The 20,007-nt window shown below is 72.8% G+C and carries 15 protein-coding genes, 1 rRNA gene and 1 pseudogene; 13 read left to right on the forward strand and 4 right to left on the reverse strand.

Going from position 1 to position 20,007, the window contains the following annotated elements:
• Together rrf and ABZV31_RS33015 are read left to right on the forward strand one after the other, a co-directional pair.
• Nucleotides 1–93 (forward strand): 5S ribosomal RNA (rrf, locus tag ABZV31_RS33010); the annotation flags it as partial.
• A 1,196-nt stretch (nucleotides 94–1,289) separates the two neighbouring features.
• A complete protein-coding gene (locus ABZV31_RS33015) occupies nucleotides 1,290–2,054 on the forward strand; it encodes a hypothetical protein (protein WP_355900594.1) in 765 nt (254 codons plus the stop codon).
• A 93-nt stretch (nucleotides 2,055–2,147) separates the two neighbouring features.
• Here the strand turns inward: ABZV31_RS33015 and ABZV31_RS33020 are convergent, their stop codons facing one another.
• Entirely contained in the window at nucleotides 2,148–3,440 is a 1,293-nt protein-coding gene (locus ABZV31_RS33020) for a DUF1015 domain-containing protein (protein WP_355900548.1), read from the reverse strand.
• An 85-nt stretch (nucleotides 3,441–3,525) separates the two neighbouring features.
• Here ABZV31_RS33020 and ABZV31_RS33025 point away from each other — a divergent pair, with 85 nt between their 5' ends.
• The 4 genes from ABZV31_RS33025 (at nucleotide 3,526) to ABZV31_RS33040 (ending at nucleotide 7,675) form a co-directional block, all read left to right on the forward strand.
• Nucleotides 3,526–4,554 (forward strand): HAD hydrolase-like protein, encoded by a 1,029-nt coding sequence (locus ABZV31_RS33025; protein WP_355900595.1) that lies wholly within the window; start codon nucleotides 3,526–3,528, stop codon nucleotides 4,552–4,554.
• An 82-nt stretch (nucleotides 4,555–4,636) separates the two neighbouring features.
• A complete protein-coding gene (locus ABZV31_RS33030) occupies nucleotides 4,637–5,680 on the forward strand; it encodes an iron chelate uptake ABC transporter family permease subunit (protein ID WP_355900549.1) in 1,044 nt (347 codons plus the stop codon).
• On the forward strand, nucleotides 5,677–6,768 hold the full coding sequence (locus tag ABZV31_RS33035; protein WP_355900550.1) for an iron chelate uptake ABC transporter family permease subunit: 1,092 nt from the start codon (nucleotides 5,677–5,679) through the stop codon (nucleotides 6,766–6,768). Before ABZV31_RS33030 ends, ABZV31_RS33035 begins: the two co-directional genes overlap by 4 nt.
• A gap of 82 nt (nucleotides 6,769–6,850) precedes the next feature.
• A complete protein-coding gene (locus ABZV31_RS33040) occupies nucleotides 6,851–7,675 on the forward strand; it encodes an ABC transporter ATP-binding protein (RefSeq protein ID WP_355900551.1) in 825 nt (274 codons plus the stop codon).
• Here the strand turns inward: ABZV31_RS33040 and ABZV31_RS33045 are convergent.
• Nucleotides 7,659–8,006: an SCP2 sterol-binding domain-containing protein gene (locus tag ABZV31_RS33045; protein ID WP_355900552.1), complete on the reverse strand. Its 348-nt coding sequence runs from the start codon at nucleotides 8,004–8,006 to the stop codon at nucleotides 7,659–7,661. The two genes, ABZV31_RS33040 and ABZV31_RS33045, sit on opposite strands and share 17 nt — an antisense overlap.
• Nucleotides 8,007–8,048: 42 nt before the next feature.
• Here ABZV31_RS33045 and ABZV31_RS33050 point away from each other — a divergent pair, with 42 nt between their 5' ends.
• From ABZV31_RS33050 to ABZV31_RS33075, 6 genes and pseudogenes are all read left to right on the forward strand, one after another.
• The gene (locus ABZV31_RS33050; protein ID WP_355900553.1) at nucleotides 8,049–8,354 is read left to right on the forward strand and encodes a hypothetical protein; all 306 of its coding nucleotides are present in this window, start codon (nucleotides 8,049–8,051) and stop codon (nucleotides 8,352–8,354) included.
• A 55-nt stretch (nucleotides 8,355–8,409) separates the two neighbouring features.
• The gene (locus ABZV31_RS33055) at nucleotides 8,410–9,225 is read left to right on the forward strand and encodes a hemolysin (protein WP_355900554.1); all 816 of its coding nucleotides are present in this window, start codon (nucleotides 8,410–8,412) and stop codon (nucleotides 9,223–9,225) included.
• Nucleotides 9,222–10,127: an NAD kinase gene (locus ABZV31_RS33060; protein WP_355900555.1), complete on the forward strand. Its 906-nt coding sequence runs from the start codon at nucleotides 9,222–9,224 to the stop codon at nucleotides 10,125–10,127. Before ABZV31_RS33055 ends, ABZV31_RS33060 begins: the two co-directional genes overlap by 4 nt.
• A gap of 242 nt (nucleotides 10,128–10,369) precedes the next feature.
• The gene (recN, locus tag ABZV31_RS33065; protein ID WP_355900596.1) at nucleotides 10,370–12,088 is read left to right on the forward strand and encodes a DNA repair protein RecN; all 1,719 of its coding nucleotides are present in this window, start codon (nucleotides 10,370–10,372) and stop codon (nucleotides 12,086–12,088) included.
• 28 nt (nucleotides 12,089–12,116) lie between these two features.
• Nucleotides 12,117–12,867: pseudogene (locus ABZV31_RS33070) on the forward strand (hypothetical protein).
• A 239-nt stretch (nucleotides 12,868–13,106) separates the two neighbouring features.
• Nucleotides 13,107–14,240 (forward strand): glycosyltransferase family 4 protein, encoded by a 1,134-nt coding sequence (locus tag ABZV31_RS33075; RefSeq protein ID WP_355900556.1) that lies wholly within the window; start codon nucleotides 13,107–13,109, stop codon nucleotides 14,238–14,240.
• Here the strand turns inward: ABZV31_RS33075 and ABZV31_RS33080 are convergent.
• Entirely contained in the window at nucleotides 14,237–15,904 is a 1,668-nt protein-coding gene (locus tag ABZV31_RS33080; protein ID WP_355900557.1) for a PucR family transcriptional regulator, read from the reverse strand. The genes ABZV31_RS33075 and ABZV31_RS33080 overlap by 4 nt on opposite strands.
• A gap of 105 nt (nucleotides 15,905–16,009) precedes the next feature.
• The gene (locus tag ABZV31_RS33085) at nucleotides 16,010–17,812 is read right to left on the reverse strand and encodes a glycoside hydrolase family 15 protein (protein ID WP_355900597.1); all 1,803 of its coding nucleotides are present in this window, start codon (nucleotides 17,810–17,812) and stop codon (nucleotides 16,010–16,012) included.
• 524 nt (nucleotides 17,813–18,336) lie between these two features.
• Here ABZV31_RS33085 and ABZV31_RS33090 point away from each other — a divergent pair.
• A complete protein-coding gene (locus tag ABZV31_RS33090) occupies nucleotides 18,337–19,986 on the forward strand; it encodes a CTP synthase (protein ID WP_355900558.1) in 1,650 nt (549 codons plus the stop codon).
• Nucleotides 19,987–20,007: the final 21 nt, after the last annotated feature.

Raw genomic sequence — 20,007 nt, forward strand, 5'->3', positions numbered from 1 at the left:
ACGCCCGGTTACATTCCGAACCCGGAAGCTAAGCCTTACAGCGCCGATGGTACTGCAGGGGGGACTCTGTGGGAGAGTAGGACGCCGCCGAACAATCTTTGGAGGACCCCTGGTCGCCAGCGTACAGCTGGGACCAGGGGTCCTTTCGTTTTTCCGGAGCGCGCCGGGTACCCGGCTGCGCAAGAATGACTTTGCGGTACAGAAGACAGGAGTCACCGATGTCCACCAACTCTCCCGACGAGCGCCCGGAGCGCGACCAGCGCCGCCGGGACGGTGGTGACCGTGGTGACCGTGGTGACCGCGGCGGATACCGCGGAGGCCCGAGCCGCGGCAACGACCGTGGTGGCTACGGCCGTCGCGACGACCGCCGCGGCGACGAGCGCGGCGACCGTGGCGAGCGCGGCGAGCGCGGCGGCTTCCGCCGTGACGACCGGCGAGACGGCGACCGTAGCGGTTACGGGCGGCGCGACGACCGGGACCGTGGCTTCCGGCGCGACGGCGACCGCCCTTCCTACCGGCGCGACGACCGGCGCGACGACCGCAGGGATGACCGAGGCGAGCCTCGCGATGACCGCCGTGGCTTCCGGCGCGACGGCGACCGCCCTTCCTACCGCCGCGACGACCGGCGCGACGACCGCAGGGATGACCGAGGCGAGCCTCGCGATGACCGCCGTGGCTTCCGGCGCGACGACGACCGTGGCGGTTACGGCGGCGGTTACGGCCGCCGCGACGACAACCGCGGCGACAACCGCGGCGACAACCGCGGCGACAACCGCGGCGACCGTGGCGGTTTCCGTCGCGATGACCGGTCCGAGCGCCCCGAGCGTGGAGGGTTCCGCCGAGACGACAGCCGAGGTGAGCGCGGCGGCTACGGACGCCGTGACGACCGGCGTGACAGCGACCGACCCGCCTACCGCCGCGATGACCGCCGTGGCGACCGTCGTGACGACCGCAGGGATGATCGAGGCGAGCCTCGCGATGACCGCCGTGGCTTCCGGCGCGACGACGACCGTGGCGGTTACGGCGGCGGTTACGGCCGCCGCGACGACAACCGCGGCGACAACCGCGGCGACAACCGCGGCGACAACCGCGGCGACAACCGCGGCGACAACCGCGGCGACAACCGCGGCGAGCGTGGGGGATTCCGTGGCCGGGACGACCGTGGCGGACGCGGCCCCCGTCGCGACGACCGCGGCGGACGCCCCGGTGGCTTCCGGGGCCGTGACGACCGGCGTGGCGGTGGCCGGTTCCGGGAGGAGCGGGAGCGGGACCGCGAGCCGATCAAGCGGCTGCCGATCCCGGAGGACGTCACCGGCGACGAGATCGACAAGGACGTACGGCAGGAGCTGCAGGGCCTGCCGAAAACGCTTGCGGACGACGTCGCCAAGAACCTGGTGATGGTCGCACGCCTCATCGATGAGGACCCCGAGGCCGCTTACGGCTACTCCAAGGTCGCCCTGCGGCTGGCGTCCCGCGTCGGCGCCGTACGGGAGGCTGCGGGGTTCGCCGCGTACGCGAACCAGAAGTACGGCGAGGCGCTCGCCGAGTTCCGCACCGCGCGGCGGATGACCGGGAACGTGGACCTGTGGCCCTTGATGGCCGACTGCGAGCGCGGTCTCGGGCGGCCGGAGAAGGCGCTGGACATGGCCGGGGCTCCCGAGGTGCACAAGCTCGACAAGGCCGGGCAGGTCGAGATGCGGCTCGTCGCGGCCGGCGCCCGGCGTGACATGGGGCAGCTCGACGCCGCCATCGTGACGCTGCAGAGCCCCGAGCTGGCCTCCAACTCCGTACAGCCGTGGACCGCGCGCCTGCGGTACGCCTACGCCGACGCGCTGCTCGCCGCCGGCCGGGAGGCCGAGGCGCGGGAGTGGTTCGCGAAGGCCGTCGAGGCCGACCGGGACGGCAGCACCGATGCCTCGGACCGGCTGGCGGAGCTGGACGGCGTGGAGTTCGTCGACGCGCTCGACGAGAGCGAGGGTGAGAGCAAGCGCGAGAGCGAGAGCGACGCCGAGTCCGAGTCCGAGGACGCGTCCACGGACGACGACAGGGGCTGACGACGAAGTACGGACGACAAGGACTGACGACGGAGGAGTGGCGTCAGCCGGTGAGAGAGGGCGGGCCCCGGCGGGGACCCGCCCTCTGCCGTGTCAGATGTCGAGCGCGCGCAGCACGAGCCCCGACGCCGGCTTCGGCCCGAACGACGTCGACTTGCGGGGCATCGTGACGCCCTGGCGGGCCAGGTCGCGCACGACCTCCTCGCGGACCGGGTGCATCAGGACGGCCGTACCGCCGTCGCGTTCCGCCTTCTCCACCGTGGCGACCGTGTCGTGGATGTAGGCGATGTGGGCCGGGGAGTCCTCGGGGATGCGCCAGACGTGGTCGAGGAGCGTGGCGTGGAGGACCGTGGCGTCGAGGGTGCGCCAGGCGGCGGGACGGTCGGCGGGGACCGTCCGGGCCAGGAGGTCCGGGTCGGGGCGGTCGACGAGGTGGAAGGCGCCGTCCCCGGCGAGCAGGAAGGCGTTGCCCGCGCAGGCCGCGTCGGCGAGGTCCTCCAGGGCTTGTGCCAGGGGCAGGTCGAGACGCCGTACGCGGAACAGGCCGTCGAGCGCGGACAGCGCGTCGGCGACCGGGAGGCCGTGCAGGAGGCGGTGGATGGCGCGGACGCGAAGCGGGTAGCGGGCCGTGTCGACGAGGAGGACCAGGCCGTAGTCCCAGGGGCTGGGGGAGGGGTGCTCTGCGCGTAGACACCGGTAGGTCGCCCAGCGGTGGTGGCCGTCGGCGATCAGGGCCTGGTGCTCGGCCAGGTCCTTCTGGATCCGCTCCACGTCGGCCGGGTCGGTGATCGACCACAGGCGGTGGCTGAAACCGTCCTCGGTGGTCGTCGACAGCAGGGGAGGCTGTTCGGCGGTGCGCTCGACAACCACGGTCGCGGCGGCAGCCTGGCCGTTGCCGCGATAGGTCAGGAGCAGCGGTTCGAGGTTCGCGCAGGTGGCGCGCATCAGAGCGGCGCGGTCCGCGACGACGTGCGGCATGACGTCCTCGTGCGGCAGCACCACGCCCTCCGCCGGGTCCGACACGCGCAGGGCGCCGATGAGGCCGCGTTGCAGCATGCCGTCGCCGTTGCGCTGTTCGTAGACGTACAGGCCCGGTTCGGGGTCGGTGGTCAGGACGCCCTCGGACAGCCAGCGGCGCAGGGTGTCCGCTGCCTGCTCGTTGCGGGCGCGGGGCGTGCCGGCCTGCGGCAGGATCAGGCGGACGATGTTGTGGGGGTCGGCGGACTGGAGGTGGTGCAGGCCGTCGGGGCGTACGACGACGTCGTACGGCGGGGACGTCACGGCGGCCAGGCTGCCGACCCGCTCGGGGTTGTAACGAAGGCCCCGGAACGGGGTGAGATCGAGGCCTCGGCGCGCCGTTGCTGGCGAGTGACCCGCAGTGTTCATCCCGGCATCGTACGTGTGCCGGTGGCATGGGGGATGATCGGGGGAAAGCCGGTGTCACGAGGAGCGATGCGGAATGAGTCTGGGCATGAGCCAGGGCGTCAGGACAAGGCCCGAGGGCAGTGGGCAGGCCCTGAGCGAGGCGTACGACACGGCCCTGCTCGACCTGGACGGGGTGGTGTACGCGGGGGGCAACGCGATCGCGCACGCGGTCGAGTCGCTCGGCATGGCCCGGGACGGCGGGATGCGGCTGGCGTACGTCACCAACAACGCGCTGCGCACCCCGGACGCCGTGGCCGCGCACCTGACCGAACTGGGGATACCGGCCGCGGCGTCCGACGTCGTCACGTCGGCGCAGGCTGTGGCCCGGCTGATCGCCGAGCAGGTGCCGGCGGGCGCGCGCGTGCTCGTGGTCGGCGGGGAGGGGCTGCGGGTGGCGCTGCGCGAGCGCGGCCTCGAGCCGGTCGAGTCGGCGGACGACGATCCGGTGGCGGTCGTGCAGGGGTACGGCGGGCCCGAACTGCCCTGGGGGCGCTTCGCGGAGGCGTGCTACGCCATCGCGCGCGGGGTGCCGTGGTTCGCCTCCAACACCGACCTGACGATCCCGAGCGCACGCGGCATCGCCCCGGGCAACGGCGCGGCCGTCGAGGTCGTCCGGATCGTCACAGGGGCGGAGCCGCAGGTGGCGGGCAAGCCGCTGCCTCCCATGCATCGCGAGACGATCCTGCGCACCGGCGCGAAGCGGCCGCTGGTCGTCGGGGACCGGCTGGACACGGACATCGAGGGCGCGTTCAACGGCGGTGTCGACTCGCTGCTCGTCCTCACCGGAGTGACCGACGGTGCGCAGCTGCTCGCCGCGCCGCCGCAGCACCGGCCGACGTACGTCGACGCCGACCTGCGCGGACTGCTCACCGGGCAGCCGGAGATCACCGAGATGGGTGACGGCTTCCGCTGCGGCGGGTGGACGGCGACGGCGGGAGCGGAGCGGCTGGAGCTGGACGGCGACGGGGAAGCGCTGGACGGGCTGCGCGCCCTGTGTGCGGCGGCCTGGACGGCGGCCGGTGACGGCTCGTGCGCGCTGGACGCGGGGAAGGCGCTGGCGCGATTGGGTCTGTGAATCGCACCCACGAGCCGGTGAATCCGGGCGTCCCGCGCGACGCGACATCGAGGAGTTGGCGAGGTTAGGTTAACCTAACCTCGTGTTGGTCGACAGTCCTCCCGAAGAACACGCGGTGACCCGTGCCGCGCCCCCAACCCGCCGGGCGATACGAGCCGTTGGGCTCCTCGTGTCCGCCGCGATCCTGGTGCTGGTCGCCCTGGCGAGCATCGCGATCGGAGCGAAGGAGCTGTCCCTGGTGCAGGTCTGGCACGGCCTGTTCCAGGGCTCGGGGACGTACGGCGACGTCGTGGTCGGCGAGCGGCTGTCCCGTACCGTCCTCGGCCTGCTCGCCGGGGCGGCGCTCGGCCTGTCCGGGGCCGTCCTGCAGGCGCTGACGCGCAATCCGCTGGCCGACCCGGGGCTGCTCGGCATCAACGTGGGCGCGTCGGCCGCGGTCGTCACCGCTATTGCGTACTTCGGGGTCACCAGCCTGAGCGGCTACGTCTGGTTCGCCTTCTTCGGCGCGGCCGCCGTCGGAGCGCTGGTGTGGTTCCTCGGCGGCAGCCGGGGCGCCACACCCGTACGGCTCGCGCTCGCCGGCACCGCGATCAGCGCCGCGCTCTACGGCTATCTGCAGGCCGTGATGATCATGGACGACGCGGCGCTCGGCAAGATGCGCTTCTGGACCGTCGGTTCCCTGGCCTCCGCCACCGACGCGACGATCACGCAGGTGCTGCCGTTCCTCGCGGCCGGCACCGTCTTGGCCCTGCTGCTCGCCCGGCCGCTCAACGCCCTGGCGATGGGTGAGGACACCGCCCGCGCCCTCGGCGCCCACCTGAACCGCACCCGGGCGCTGTCCATGCTCGCCGCGACCGTGCTGTGCGGGGCCGCGACCGCCGCCTGCGGGCCGATCGTCTTCGTCGGGCTGATGGTCCCGCACGTCGTCCGCTCCTTCACCGGACCCGACCTGCGCTGGATCCTGCCGTACGCCACGATCCTGTCGCCCGTGCTGCTGCTCGGCGCCGACGTGATCGGGCGGATCGTCGCCAGGCCCGCCGAGCTCCAGGTCGGTGTGGTCACCGCGATCATCGGCGGCCCGGTGTTCATCCTGCTCGTACGACGGCGGAGGACGGCGCAGCTGTGAAGACCACCCGTGCCACCCGTGCCGTCCGTGCCACCCGTGCCGTCCGAACCACCCGTGCCGTCCGCACCGTCCGGACCCCGGGCGGGCTGTCCGTCCGCCTCGACGTCCGGGCGTTCGTCGTCGTCATCCTGCTGCTGCTCGCCGCGCTCGCCGCGAGCGTCGTCCTGATCGGCACCGGCGACTTCCCGATCCCGGCCTCCGACGTGCTCAAGACGCTCGTCGGCAACGGCAACCAGGTCCAGGAGATCATCGTCCGTGAACTGCGGCTGCCGCGTGTCCTCGTGGGGCTTCTGGTCGGCGCCTGTCTCGGGCTCGGCGGTGCGCTGTTCCAGTCCATCTCCCGCAACCCGCTGGGCAGTCCGGACGTGCTCGGCCTCTCGCAGGGCGCGACGGCCGGCGCGCTCGTCGTGATCGTGCTGTTCGCGGGCAGCGCCACCGCGGTCACCCTCGGAGCCCTCGTGGGTGGCCTGGTGGCCGGCCTCGCCATCTACCTGCTCGCCTGGAAGCAGGGCGTGCACGGATACCGGCTGGTCCTGGTCGGCATCGGCGTCTCCGCGGTCGTCACCGCGGTCAACGGCTACCTCATCACCAAGGCCGACTTCGTGGACGCGGCCCGCGCGGTCGTGTGGATGACCGGCTCCCTCAACGGCCGCGACTGGGACCAGGTCTGGCCGCTACTCGCGCTCTGCGCCGTGCTCGTGCCGCTTGTCCTGGCCCACGCCCGCGACCTGCGCATGTTGGAGATGGGCGACGACGTCTCGTACGCCCTCGGCGTGCGCGTCGAGCGCGTACGGCTGCTGCTGATGGGGGCAGCCGTCCTGCTCACCGCGGCCGCCACCGCCGCCGCCGGCCCCGTCGGCTTCGTCGCCCTGACCGCACCGCAGCTCGCCCGGCGCCTGACCCGCTCGCCCGGCCCGAACCTGGTGGCCTCCCTGTGCATGGGCGCTGCTTTGCTGGTCACCGCCGACTGGGCCTCGCAGCGGGCGTTCGGCGCCGACCAGCTGCCCGTGGGCGTGGTCACCGGCGTGCTCGGCGGGGTCTACCTGCTGTGGCTGCTGGTCACCGAGCGCAGGGCGGGCCGGATATGAGCGCCACTCCCAGCGTCAGCGGCGGGCCGGACATGAGCGCCACCCCAGCGTCAGCAGCGGGCCGACCGACCGAAGGAGCACCGTGAACCGCCTGTCCGCCGACAACGTCACCCTCGCCTACGACCAGCGCGTCATCGCCGAGCAGCTGTCGGTGGAGATACCCGACCACTCCTTCACGGTGATCGTCGGCCCCAACGCGTGCGGCAAGTCCACGCTGCTGCGGGCCCTGTCGCGGATGCTCAAGCCGAGCCAGGGCCGGGTGCTGCTCGACGGGCAGGTCATCCAGTCGATGCCCGCGAAGAAGGTCGCGCGGACGCTGGGGCTGCTGCCGCAGTCGTCGATCGCACCCGACGGGATCACCGTCGGCGACCTGGTGGGCCGCGGCCGCTATCCGCACCAGGGGATCCTGCGGCAGTGGTCGGCCGAGGACGAGCGGGTCGTACGGGAGTCCATGGAACAGACCGGGGTCGCCGAGCTCGCCGATCGCCATGTCGACGAACTGTCGGGTGGTCAGCGCCAGCGTGTGTGGATCGCCATGGCGCTCGCTCAGCAGACCCCGCTGCTGCTGCTCGACGAGCCGACGACGTATCTGGACATCCAGCACCAGATCGACGTCCTCGACCTGTGCGCCGAACTGCACGAGGAACAGGGCCGCACGCTGGTCGCCGTGCTCCACGACCTCAACCACGCGGCCCGGTACGCCACCCATCTCATCGCCCTGCGCGGCGGGAAGGTCATCGCCGAGGGCGCGCCGAACGACATCGTCACGGCCGAGCTGGTGGAGGAGGTCTTCGGGCTGCGCTGCCAGGTCATCGACGACCCGGAGACGGGGACGCCGCTGGTGGTGCCGGCGGCGCGCAAGGCACGGGCCGAGACCCGGAGGGTGGCCGCTACAGAAGTTTCCTGAGGCGGAACAGGTCGAACAGGCTCGCCTCCAGCCTTACCCGGCCCGAGCCCCAGGCCCTGGCGAAGTGCAGTTCGCCGTCGACCAGCGCCACCAGGTCGTCGCCGGCCATGGCCAGCCGGATCTGGGCCTTCTCCGGCGGCGGTCCCTGCAGGGTGTCCCGCACCACGATCCGGCCGTTCTCGAGGCGGCCGACGAAGGTGACGTCGAGATCCTTGATGTGGCAGCTCACCGAGCGGTCCAGGGCCGCTGCCTCACGGACGTCCCCTTCCGCGTTCGCCATGTTGTCCGAGAGCTTTTCGAGTGCCGTACGGCACTCCTCAATCGTGGCCATCGCGATCGACGGTACCCCAGCGGTTCGAGGTAGCGTCTGGGCATGAGCGACTCTGTGCCCGAGGCCGGGGTGCGAGAGGAAACGGTGGATCCGGGGGTGGATGCTCCGGTCGAACCCGAGTACGACCCCTCCGCCCCCGCCCCCCTGAACGTGCCCCGCACCCCCACCGGCAACGCCGACGTCGACGCGGCCCTGGAGCGGCTCGGCGACGCCGACCACCTCGCCACGGACGGACACGTCGAGGTGTACGAGGATGTACACCGGGCGCTGCGTGACGCGCTGACCGCGCTCGACGCCCGCCCGGGACCTCCGGCGCCCACCCGTCACCCGACCACCGCCCCTCAATGAGACCCTCCCGGTCACCCCATTTGATTGCCGCACGAAAACAGGAGCTGAACCGAACGTGGCAGGAGTCGCACGCCGCCGTCTCGACGCGGAGTTGGTCCGCCGGAAGCTCGCGCGCTCGCGTGAGCACGCCAGCCAGCTGATCGCCGCCGGGCGGGTCACCGTCGGCAAGACCGTCGCGACGAAGCCCGCCACGCAGGTGGAGACCGCCGCCGCCATCGTCGTCGCGGCCGACGACAGCGACCCCGACTACGTCTCCAGGGGCGGCCACAAGCTCGCGGGCGCGCTGAAGGTCTTCGTGCCGCAGGGGCTCGTCGTCGAGGGCCGGCGGGCGCTGGACGCCGGCGCGTCCACCGGCGGCTTCACGGACGTCCTGCTGCGGGCGGGCGCCGCACACGTCGTCGCCGTCGACGTCGGATACGGACAACTCGCCTGGTCTCTCCGGAACGATGAACGCGTCACTGTCAAGGACCGTACGAACGTACGAGAGTTGACGCTCGAAGCGATCGATGGGGAGCCTGTGGATCTTGTCGTGGGGGATCTGTCCTTCATCCCGCTCGGCCTGGTGCTGCCCGCCCTGGTGCGGTGCACGAAGCCGGACGCCGACCTGGTGATGATGGTCAAGCCCCAGTTCGAGGTAGGGAAGGAACGGCTGGGGAGCGGGGGCGTCGTCCGCAGTCCCCAGTTGCGCGCGGAGGCCGTGCGCGGGGTGGCCGGGAAGGCCTGGGAGCTCGGGCTCGGGGTGCAGGGTGTCACCGCCAGTCCGCTGCCCGGGCCCTCGGGCAATGTCGAGTACTTTCTCTGGCTGCGGGCCGGCGCACCCGAACTGGATCCAGCCGACGTTGACCGTGCAGTGGCGGAGGGGCCGCGTTGACACAGACCCAAGCTCGAACCGTTTTCCTGCTGGCCCACACCGGGCGGCCGGCAGCCGTTCGCAGTGCCGAGCTCGTGGTCAAGGGGCTGCTGCGCTGCGGGATCGGCGTGCGCGTCCTGGAGGCGGAGGCGCGCGACCTGCCGCTGCCGGACGAGGTGGAGCTGGTCAAGGAGGCCACTCCGCAGTGCCTCGACGGGTGCGAACTGCTCATCGTGCTCGGCGGTGACGGCACGCTGCTGCGCGGCGCCGAGTTCGCCCGCGCCTCCGGGGTGCCGATGCTCGGCGTGAACCTCGGACGCGTCGGCTTCCTCGCCGAGGCCGAGCGGGACGACCTCGACAAGGTCGTCGACCGGGTGGTGAGCAGGGCGTACGAGGTCGAGGAGCGCATGACCGTCGACGTGGTCGTGCACCGAAACGGGGACATCGTGCACACCGACTGGGCCCTCAACGAGGCCGCCGTGCAGAAGGTGTCCGCCGAGCGGATGCTCGAAGTGGTGCTCGAGATCGACGGGCGGCCGGTGACGGGGTTCGGCTGCGACGGGATCGTCCTGTCGACTCCGACCGGTTCCACGGCATACGCCTTCTCCGCGGGCGGACCTGTGGTGTGGCCCGAGGTCGAGGCGCTGCTCATGGTTCCGATCAGTGCGCACGCGCTGTTCGCCAAGCCGTTGGTGACGTCGCCTGATTCGGTGCTCGCGGTCGAGGTGCTGCCGCACGTCCCGCCGGGGGTTCTGTGGTGCGACGGGCGGCGGGCGGTCGAGTTGCCGCCGGGGGCGCGGGTGGAGGTGCGGCGAGGGGCTGTGCCGGTGCGGCTGGCTCGGTTGCATCACGCCTCGTTCACGGATCGGTTGGTCGCGAAGTTCGCGTTGCCGGTTTCCGGGTGGCGGGGGGCGCCGCACTAGCGGTTCGCCGTGGGGCGCTGGGGAGCGCGGGCGGCTGCGGGTCGTCTCCGGCCGGTCGCGCCCGCGCGGCAAAGCCGCATACCGGCACAACCCCGCGCCCCCGGCCCCTGAGGCGGGTCCACTCACCTGGGTGACATAAGCGACCAATGCGCTTTCGTCCACCTGCGGCTACTCACGACCGGGCCGGGGGCCGTCGCACTCCCCGCCCCCGACCTCGTAAGGTCTTGTCCGTGTTGGAGGAGATGCGGATACGGTCGCTCGGAGTGATCGACGATGCGGTCGTCGAGCTGTCGCCCGGCTTCACCGCCGTCACGGGTGAGACGGGTGCGGGCAAGACCATGGTGGTCACCAGCCTGGGGCTGCTGCTGGGCGGGCGTGCGGACCCGGCGCTCGTCCGGATCGGGGCCAGGAACGCGGTCGTGGAGGGGCGGATCACCGTACCCGCGGACGCTCCGGCCGCCGTCCGGGCCGAGGAGGCCGGCGCCGAGCTCGACGACGGGGCGCTGTTGATCAGCCGTACCGTTTCCGCCGAAGGACGCTCGCGGGCGCATCTGGGCGGGCGCAGTGTGCCCGTGGGGCTGCTCGCCGAGCTCGCCGACGACCTGGTGGCGGTGCACGGGCAGACCGACCAGCAGGGCCTGCTGAAGCTGTCCCGGCAGCGGCAGGCGCTCGACCGGTATGCCGGGGACGCGGTCGCCGTTCCGCTCGCGAAGTACACGGAGGCCTACCGGCGGCTCCGGGCAGTCTCCGCGGAGCTGGAAGAGATCACCACGCGCGCGCGTGAGCGGGCCCAGGAGGCCGACATGCTGCGCTACGGCCTCGACGAGATCGCCGCAGTGGAGCCGCGGGCCGGTGAGGACGTGGAGCTGGCCGAGGAGGCGGAACGGCTCGGGCACGCCGAAGCCCTCTCGTCCGCCGCGACGGCCGCGCACGCCGCTCTCGCGGGCAATCCGGAGGACCCCGAGGGCATCGACGCGGCGACCCTCGTCGCGGGCGCCCAGCGGGCCCTGGAGGCCGTGCGGGCGCACGATCCGGCGCTGGCAGCGCTCGCCGACCGGATCGGGGAGATCGGGATCCTGCTGGGCGACGCGGCCGGGGAGCTGGCGGGGTACGCCGACGACCTGGACGCCGATCCGCTGCGGCTGGCGGCTGTGGAGGAGCGGCGGGCCGCACTGAACGCGCTGACCCGGAAGTACGGCGAGGACGTCGCCGCCGTGCTCGCGTGGGCCGAGCGGAGCGCCGCGCGGCTGACCGAACTGGACAGCGACGACGAGCGGATCGAGGAGCTGACCGCCGAGCGGGACGCGCTGCGGACCGAACTGGGCGGACTGGCACAGGCGTTGACGGACGCCCGTACCGAGGCCGCCGAGCGGTTCGCCGCCGCCGTGACCGCCGAGCTGGCCTCGCTGGCGATGCCGCACGCGCGCGTGTCGTTCGACATCCGGCAGACCGAGGACCCGGACGGCGTCGAGGTCAATGGCCGTACGGTCGCGTACGGGCCCTCGGGTGTCGACGAGGTCGAGCTGCTGCTCGCCCCGCATCCGGGAGCACCACCGCGGCCGATCGCCAAGGGCGCGTCCGGTGGTGAGCTGTCGCGCGTGATGCTGGCCGTCGAGGTCGTGTTCGCGGGGACGGACCCGGTGCCGACGTACCTCTTCGACGAGGTCGACGCGGGCGTCGGCGGCAAGGCCGCGGTGGAGATCGGGCGGCGCCTCGCGCGGCTGGCGAAGACCGCGCAGGTCGTCGTGGTGACCCACCTGCCGCAGGTGGCCGCCTTCGCCGACCGGCAGCTGCTGGTCGAGAAGACCAACGACGGGTCGGTGACCCGGTCCGGGGTGAAGGTGCTCGAGGGCGAGGACCGGATCCGGGAGCTGTCCCGCATGCTGGCCGGCCAGGAGGACTCTCAGACGGCCCGCGCCCACGCCGAGGAACTGCTGGCCACGGCCCGGGCGGACGCGTAGCGGGCGCGGTCCGTAGGGTGGGGGGGGGATGATCACCCGTATGGCCACCTCGTTCGCGCTCGCCGCCGGCCTCACCCGCGCCGGAACCGCCGCCCTCCGCGCCACCGCGCCGGGCGGACGTGGGCGCTGGGAGCGGAAGAACCACGCCGGGCGGGCCGTCGGGCTGTACGCCGGGCCCGCGACGGCGCTGGCGGCTGCGGTCGCGGCGGGGCGGGTGCGGCCGGTCTCCGGGTTCGCGGTGCTGGCCGCCGGTGCCTGCGGGGCCTACGACGACGTCGCCGGGGCCGGTGACCCGCGGCGCGGGTTCCGGGCCCATCTGGCGGCCCTGCGGAACGGTGAAGTCACCAGCGGGGCGGTCAAGTTGTTCGGGATCTCCGCCGCCGGGCTCGTCGCGGGGGCGCGGCTCAAGGAGCGGCCGCTGGACAAGGTGCTCGCGGGGATCGTGATCGCCGGGGCCGCGCACGTCGTCAACCTCGTGGATGTGCACCCGGGCCGGGCCGCCGGTGCGGTGCTCATGCTCGGGGCGCCCGGGCTGCTGCGGCCGGGACCCGGCGCGGAACCGGCCGCCGCCGCGATGGGCGCCGCCGCGGCCGTCCTCCCCGACGACCTGGGGGAAGCGCGTGATGATCGGTGACACGGGGGCGCACGCGCTGGGCGCGGCCCTGGGCGCCGCCGCCGTCGCGCGCAACGGGCGCGCCGGGTTGCTCGCGCACGCCGCCGCGGTGGTGGCCGCGGCCGTGTACGGGGACAAGGTGAGCGAGTGGGCCCGCTCCCTGTGAAGCATGCCGAGGGCCGCCCGGCTCGTCACTTTCACTCGTGTGAGTGACCCGACCCGTCCCGTCGGCCCGTCCCCGGGGGCTGTCGCACCCCCGGGCATTCCCGGAACACCCGTACGTGCTGGCATCCTTGGGGCTGGAACCCCAGCACGCGGAGGAAGCGCGCGGTACAGCCCCTCCGCTCGATACCTTCTGTACGTTTCCTCGTGACCGCCCGACGCCGAACCAGGAGCCCCGGCCACGTGAGCCCTGTGAGCAGCCCCGCATCGCACGGTCAGTCGGCGCTGCGCACCGTGCAGGTGCTGGGCGGAGGCAACGCCGGCAGCAGCGCGCACGTGCGGTCGCTGGCCGCGGGGCTGGTCGCGCGGGGCGTGCGGGTCACGGTGTGCGCCCCCGCCGAGGCCGACCGCGCCTACGACTTCACCGGCGTCGGTGCCGAGCACGTACCGGTGCCGCGCAGCAGCGACCCGGTGTCCGTGGCCGAGCTGCGCGCGGCCTGCTCGCACGCCGACCTCGTGCACGCGCACGGCCTGCACGCCTCCTTCCGGGCGGTGCTCGCACTCGGCGGGCGGCGCACCCCGCTCGTCGTCACCTGGCACAACCACGCGCACGCCGAAGGGCCCCGCGCCCATCTGCTGCGCCTGCTGGAGCGGCGGGTCGCGAAGGCCGCCACCGTCGTGCTCGGCACCACCTCGCAACTCGTGGACCGGGCCCGCCGCAGGGGCGCGCGGGACGCCCGGCTGGCCGCGGTCGCGGTGCCCCGGCCGCGCGCCGCCGGGTACGAGGATCCCGAGCGGCCGCGCGCGAAGGTGCGGGCCGAACTCGGCGCCACGGGACGGCCGTTGCTCATCGCCGTCGGCTCCCTCCACCGGCACCGGGGCCACGAGCTCCTGCTGGACGCCGCGCGCGCCTGGCGCCGCCTGGATCCCGTGCCGCTGCTCGTGATCGCGGGGGAGGGCCCGCTGCGTACGGTGCTGCAGTGGCGGATCGAGGACGAGGAGCTGCCGGTCCGGCTCATCGGGCGGCGCGACGACGTGGGCGAGCTGCTCGCGGCCGCCGATCTGGCGTTGCTGCCGGGGAGTTGGGAGGCCCGCTCCGTCCTCGCGCAGGAGGCCCTGCACGCGCGCGTGCCGCTCGTCGCCGCGCAGACCGGCGGCATCCCCGAAGTCGTGGGGGAGGCGGCCGAACTCGTCCCGCACCAGGACGCGGAGGCGTTCGCCGCCGCCGTCGTACGGCTGCTGGGCGACCCCGAACGCCAGGAGGCGCTGAAGGAGATGGGCGCCCGGCAGGCGGCCACCTGGCCGACCGAGGACGAGAACGTCGCCCAGGTCCTCAGCGTGTACGACGAGTTGACCCAGCCAAGGCCGCTGACCTAGGGGACGTGCCGGCGGGCCCGCAGGGCCAGGCTCAGCGCCAGGACCGTCTGCGGGTCGTCGAGGTCGGTGCCCAGCAACTCCCCGATGCGGGCGAGGCGGTTGTAGAGCGTCTGCCGGTTGAGGTGCAGCTCGCGCGCCGTCTCCGCCTTGCGGCCCGCGTGCGCCAGGTACGTCTCCAGGGTGGGCAGCAGCGGCGGCTTGGAACGGTTGTCGTGGTCCCGGAGCGGGCCGATGGCGCGGTCCACGAAGGCCGCGAGGTCCGGGTGGTCGCGCAGCCGCCACAACAGCAGGTCGATGTCGAGGCGGCGGGCGTCGTACCAGGGCCGGTCCGGCAGCCCCTGCGCCGCGGTCGCCGTCTCGGCCGCGTGCCGCAGGCCCGCCGAGGCGGCCGCCCAGCCGCCGGCCACCCCGACGACCACGACCGGCGGCTGCGCGCCCGGCCGCTGCATGCCCGCCCGTTCCACACCGGCCCGCAGCGCCGCCGCGACCCGGTCCGCGACCGCCGACCGCTCCGACTCCGAGCGCAGGCCGAGCAGCAGCGGGACGCGGCCCTCGACCGGCCGCACGCCCAGCAGCACCGGCACGCCCACCGACGCCAGCTCCTCGGCGACCGCCCGCGCCAGCACCGCCCAGCCTCCCCCACTCCCGCCTGCGCTCGAGCGGGCGGTACCCCCATCGGGCGCGAGGGCGTCGCCCAGCCGCATGACCACGGGCAGGAGCGGGCTGTTGCCCGGCTTGAAGCCGAGGACGCGGGCCTGCGCCGGGGCGTCCTCCGCGGCGATACGGCCCTCGGCGAGGTCGGTGAGGAAGTCGCCGCGGCCGCGCGCCGCCAGCTCCTCCTCCTGGCGGGCCTGCATCAGGACCACCGCCAGGATGCCCGCGGCCCGCTCGGCGGCCATGCGGTGCACCGGCGCGAGGGGCGCCCGGACGGGCAGCAGCACGAGCCGGGCGCGGACCGACCCCGTCCCGGGGCCGCCGCCGGGCACGTCCACCAGGACGGACCCTGCCGGGGGCGGGGCGTCCTTGTGCTGGCCCCGCAGCCCTTCCCAGACCTGGAGCGGATCGGCGCCCTCGGGGCCGGAGCCGGCGGCGTACAGGAGCCGCCCGTCCGGGGTCTCCAGGAAGACGGGGTTGTCGCCGACGTCGGCCAGGATGCCGAGCACCTGCGGCACCCCGCCGCCGCCCAGCAGGGCCTCCGTACATCGGCGGTGCACCTCCTCGGCCCGCTGGAGCAGCGCGTAGTGGCCGTTGACGATCTCCGTGTGGATCTCCTCGGTGACCGTCACGAACGGCACCTCGCGGTGCAGTTGGACGAGGGGGAGACCGGCGTTCCGGGCCGCCTCGACCAGGGCGGTGGGCAGGCGGGCGAAGCGCGGGCCGAGCTCGACGACGAGGGCGGCGATGCCCCGGTCGGCGAGCGTGCGGACGAAGGCGCGTTGGTCGGCCGGGCGGGTGCCGAGCCCGTAGCCGGTGGTCAGCAGCAGCTCGCCGCCCTTGAGGAGGGAGGCGATGTTGGGGACCTCGCCCGCGTGCACCCAGCGGACGCTGCGGTGCAGCCGGTCGGCGGCGGCGACGACCTCAGGAAGGCCGCTGCGCAGGCCGGGCAGCTCGAGGGCGCGCCGAACCGTGATCCCGGCTCCCTCGGTGTCGAATCTGCTGTCCATGCAGCGGACGCTACCTGGGCGGATGGAGTCGGGACAGCTTCAGGTGCGCCCGGCGCAGGGGTGGCTGCGGGGGTGGGCGGGTCCGCGTGCTGCCTGTGGCCCGCGTCAGCCCCCGTACGCCCCGCTCGCCGTCAGCCGCAGTGCCGTGTCGATCAGGGGCACGTGGCTGAACGCCTGCGGGAAGTTGCCCACCTGGCGTTGCAGGCGCGGGTCCCACTCCTCCGCCAGCAGGCCCAGGTCGTTCCGCAGGGACAGCAGCTTCTCGAAGAGCTGGCGTGCCTCGTCCACGCGGCCGATCATCGCGAGGTCGTCGGCCATCCAGAACGAGCAGGCGAGGAAGGCGCCCTCGTCGCCGGGGAGGCCGTCGACGCCCGCCTTCTCCCCGTCCGTGGGGTAGCGCAGGATGAAGCCGTCCGGCGTGGACAGCTCGCGCTGGATCGCCTCGATGGTGCCGATCACGCGCTTGTCGTCCGGGGGCAGGAAGCCCATCTGGGGGATGAGCAGCAAGGACGCGTCCAGCTCCTTCGAGCCGTAGGACTGCGTGAAGGTGTTGCGCTCCTTGTCGTAGCCCCTCTCGCACACGTCCCGGTGGATGTCGTCACGCAGCCGGCGCCACCGCTCCAGCGGGCCGTCGGCGTCGCCGGACTCGAGGAGCTTGATGGTGCGGTCGACCGCGACCCAGGCCATGACCTTGGAGTGCACGAAGTGGCGGCGCGGGCCGCGCACCTCCCAGATGCCCTCGTCCGGCTCCTCCCAGTGCCGCTCCAGGTAGCGGATCAACTTCAGCTGGAGCAGGGAGGCGTAGTCGTTGCGGGCCAGGCCCGTCATGTGGGCCAGGTGCAGCGCCTCGATGACCTCGCCGTACACGTCCAGCTGGAGCTGGTGCGCGGCGCCGTTGCCGACGCGGACCGGCGCGGAGTTCTCGTAGCCGGGCAGCCAGTCCAGCTCCGCCTCGCCGAGCTCGCGCTCCCCGGCGATGCCGTACATGATCTGCAGGTTCTCCGGGTCGCCGGCGACGGCCCGCAGCAGCCACTCGCGCCAGGCGCGCGCCTCCTCGCGGTAGCCGGTGCGCAGCAGCGAGGACAGCGTGATCGCCGCGTCCCGCAGCCAGGTGTAGCGGTAGTCCCAGTTGCGCACGCCGCCCATGTCCTCCGGCAGGGAGGTGGTGGGGGCGGCGACGATGCCGCCCGTCGGGGCGTACGTCAGGGCCTTGAGGGTGATCAGGGAGCGGATCACGGCCTCGCGGTACGGACCGTGGTACGTACAGTGCCCGACCCACTCGCGCCAGAACTCCTCCGTCGCCTCCAGCGACTGCTCCGGCTCCGGCAGCGGCGGCGGCTCCTTGTGCGAGGGCTGCCACGAGATCGTGAACGTGATCCGGTCACCCGGTGCGACCGTGAAGTCCGCGTACGTGGTCAACGACTTGCCGTAGGTCTCGGCGGATGTGTCGAACCACACGGAGTCCGGGCCGGCGACCGCGACCGTGCGATGGTCGTGCTTGTGCACCCACGGCACGACCCGGCCGTAGGAGAATCGCATGCGCAGCGCCGAGCGCATCGGCACCCGGCCCGAGACGCCCTCCACGATCCGGATCAGTTGCGGGGCGCCGTCACGCGGGGGCATGAAATCGGTCACGCGGACCGTGCCGCGCGGGGTGTCCCACTCGGATTCCAGGATCAGCGAGTCGCCCCGGTAGCTGCGGCGGGCCGCCGCGGGCGGCTCCGCGTCGGCCGGGTGGGCGGGGCCCAGCCGCCAGAAGCCGTGCTCCTCGTTGCCCAGCAGACCGGCGAAGATGGCGTGCGAGTCGAAGCGGGGCAGGCACAGCCAGTCGACTGTCCCGTCCCGGCAGACCAGTGCTGCGGTCTGCATGTCTCCGATGAGTGCGTAGTCTTCGATGCGCCCGGCCACGTGCAACTCCAGTCGAACGGCCACGTCACCCCGCAAGGGGCGGTCGCTAGTGCGGTCAAGGGGTCGTTGTAATGCGTCGTTGAGCGGTGCAGCAAGCAGTCGCTCGGCTTGTGGGGCAAAACGACAGTTGTTGCTCAACGGACTGACGAGCTCTCGTTGTTCCGGTGATGACGGGCGGGGGTGGTGCCGTGTTTCCGGCCGGGCTCGGCAGCGAGTGTCCGAGCAGGATACGACGCACGTAGATGATCTGCGTGCCGCTCCGGGCAACGCACATGCGCCGAACGGGTGAGCCATGGGTGAGAAACCTGTGAGCGGTTCGCGACCGTGTCGACGTGTGCGCGGAGCGTGGCCGGAAGTCATCCCCGCGCGGCGCTGATACCCTGGTAGTCCGTGGACCGGTGGGCTCGAAACCCCCGAACCGCAGCGACGGCACCCCCGGGAAAGAACCCGGAAAAGCCCGGATTCTCCGGGCCGGACAGCCGCACCGCCCTCCAGACCGCGACCACGGGAGCCCCCTCTTGCCCATGCCGCCCAAATCCACGACGACCAAGCACATCTTCGTCACCGGGGGTGTCGCCTCCTCTCTCGGCAAGGGTCTCACGGCCTCGAGCCTCGGCATGCTGCTCAAGGCCCGGGGCGTGCGCGTCGTGATGCAGAAGCTCGACCCGTACCTGAACGTCGACCCGGGCACGATGAACCCCTTCCAACACGGTGAGGTGTTCGTCACCAACGACGGCGCCGAGACCGACCTGGACATCGGGCACTACGAGCGTTTCCTCGACCGGGACCTGGACGGCACCGCCAATGTCACCACGGGCCAGGTGTACTCGACGGTGATCGCCAAGGAGCGGCGCGGCGAGTACCTGGGCGACACGGTGCAGGTCATCCCGCACATCACCAACGAGATCAAGCACCGCATCCGCCGCATGGCGACCGACGAGGTCGACGTCGTGATCACCGAGGTCGGCGGCACGGTCGGCGACATCGAGTCGCTGCCGTTCCTGGAGACGGTCCGCCAGGTGCGGCACGAGGTCGGCCGCGACAACGTCTTCGTCGTCCACATCTCGCTCCTGCCGTACATCGGCCCCTCGGGTGAGCTGAAGACGAAGCCGACCCAGCACTCGGTTGCGGCGCTGCGCAACATCGGTATTCAGCCGGACGCGATCGTGCTGCGCTGCGACCGCGAGGTCCCCACCGCGATCAAGCGGAAGATCTCCCTGATGTGCGACGTCGACGAGGACGCCGTCGTCGCCTGCCCGGACGCCCGCTCGATCTACGACATCCCGAAGGTCGTGCACTCCGAGGGACTGGACGCCTACGTCGTGCGCAAGCTGGACCTGCCCTTCCGCGACGTGGACTGGACGACCTGGGACGACCTGCTCGACCGCGTCCACAACCCCGAGCACGAGGTCACCCTGGCCCTGGTCGGCAAGTACATCGACCTGCCCGACGCCTACCTGTCGGTCACCGAGGCGCTGCGCGCGGGCGGCTTCGCGAACAAGGCCCGCGTGAAGATCAAGTGGGTCACCTCCGACGACTGCAAGACCCCGGCCGGCGCCAAGCAGCAGCTCGCCGACGTCGACGGCATCTGCATCCCGGGCGGCTTCGGCGACCGCGGCGTGCTCGGCAAGGTCGGCGCCATCCGCTACGCCCGCGAGAACAAGATCCCGCTGCTCGGCCTGTGCCTGGGCCTGCAGTGCATCGTGATCGAGGCCGCGCGCAACCTCGCCGACATCACGGACGCCAACTCCACCGAGTTCGACCCGGCCACCGCCCACCCGGTCATCTCCACCATGGCCGAGCAGCTCGACATCGTCGCCGGTGAGGGCGACATGGGCGGAACGATGCGCCTGGGCATGTACCCGGCCAAGCTGGCCGAGGGCTCGATCGTGCGCGAGGTGTACGACGGCAAGGAGTACGTCGAGGAGCGCCACCGCCACCGCTACGAGGTGAACAACGCCTACCGCGCCGAGCTGGAGAAGAAGGCGGGCATCGTCTTCTCCGGCACCTCGCCGGACGGCAAGCTCGTCGAGTACGTCGAGTACCCGCGCGACGTCCACCCGTACCTGGTCGCCACGCAGGCGCACCCCGAGCTGCGCTCGCGCCCGACCCGTCCGCACCCGCTGTTCGCCGGCCTGGTGAAGGCCGCGGTCGAGCGGAAGAATTCCAAGTAACACACCAGTTGTACGGTGGCG

It is taken from the genome of Streptomyces sp. NPDC005202 (assembly GCF_040608235.1).
In the GTDB taxonomy this organism is placed as follows: domain Bacteria; phylum Actinomycetota; class Actinomycetes; order Streptomycetales; family Streptomycetaceae; genus Streptomyces.

Excerpts from the sequence above, each read along its gene's own strand:
- ABZV31_RS33020 (WP_355900548.1), bottom strand. The coding sequence starts at position 3,440 with ATGAACACTGCGGGTCACTCGCCAGCAACGGCGCGCCGAGGCCTCGAT.
- ABZV31_RS33025 (WP_355900595.1), top strand. The coding sequence starts at position 3,526 with ATGAGCCAGGGCGTCAGGACAAGGCCCGAGGGCAGTGGGCAGGCCCTG.
- ABZV31_RS33045 (WP_355900552.1), bottom strand. The coding sequence starts at position 8,006 with ATGGCCACGATTGAGGAGTGCCGTACGGCACTCGAAAAGCTCTCGGAC.
- ABZV31_RS33050 (WP_355900553.1), top strand. The coding sequence starts at position 8,049 with ATGAGCGACTCTGTGCCCGAGGCCGGGGTGCGAGAGGAAACGGTGGAT.
- recN (WP_355900596.1), top strand. The coding sequence starts at position 10,370 with ATGCGGATACGGTCGCTCGGAGTGATCGACGATGCGGTCGTCGAGCTG.
- ABZV31_RS33080 (WP_355900557.1), bottom strand. The coding sequence starts at position 15,904 with ATGGACAGCAGATTCGACACCGAGGGAGCCGGGATCACGGTTCGGCGC.
- ABZV31_RS33090 (WP_355900558.1), top strand. The coding sequence starts at position 18,337 with ATGCCGCCCAAATCCACGACGACCAAGCACATCTTCGTCACCGGGGGT.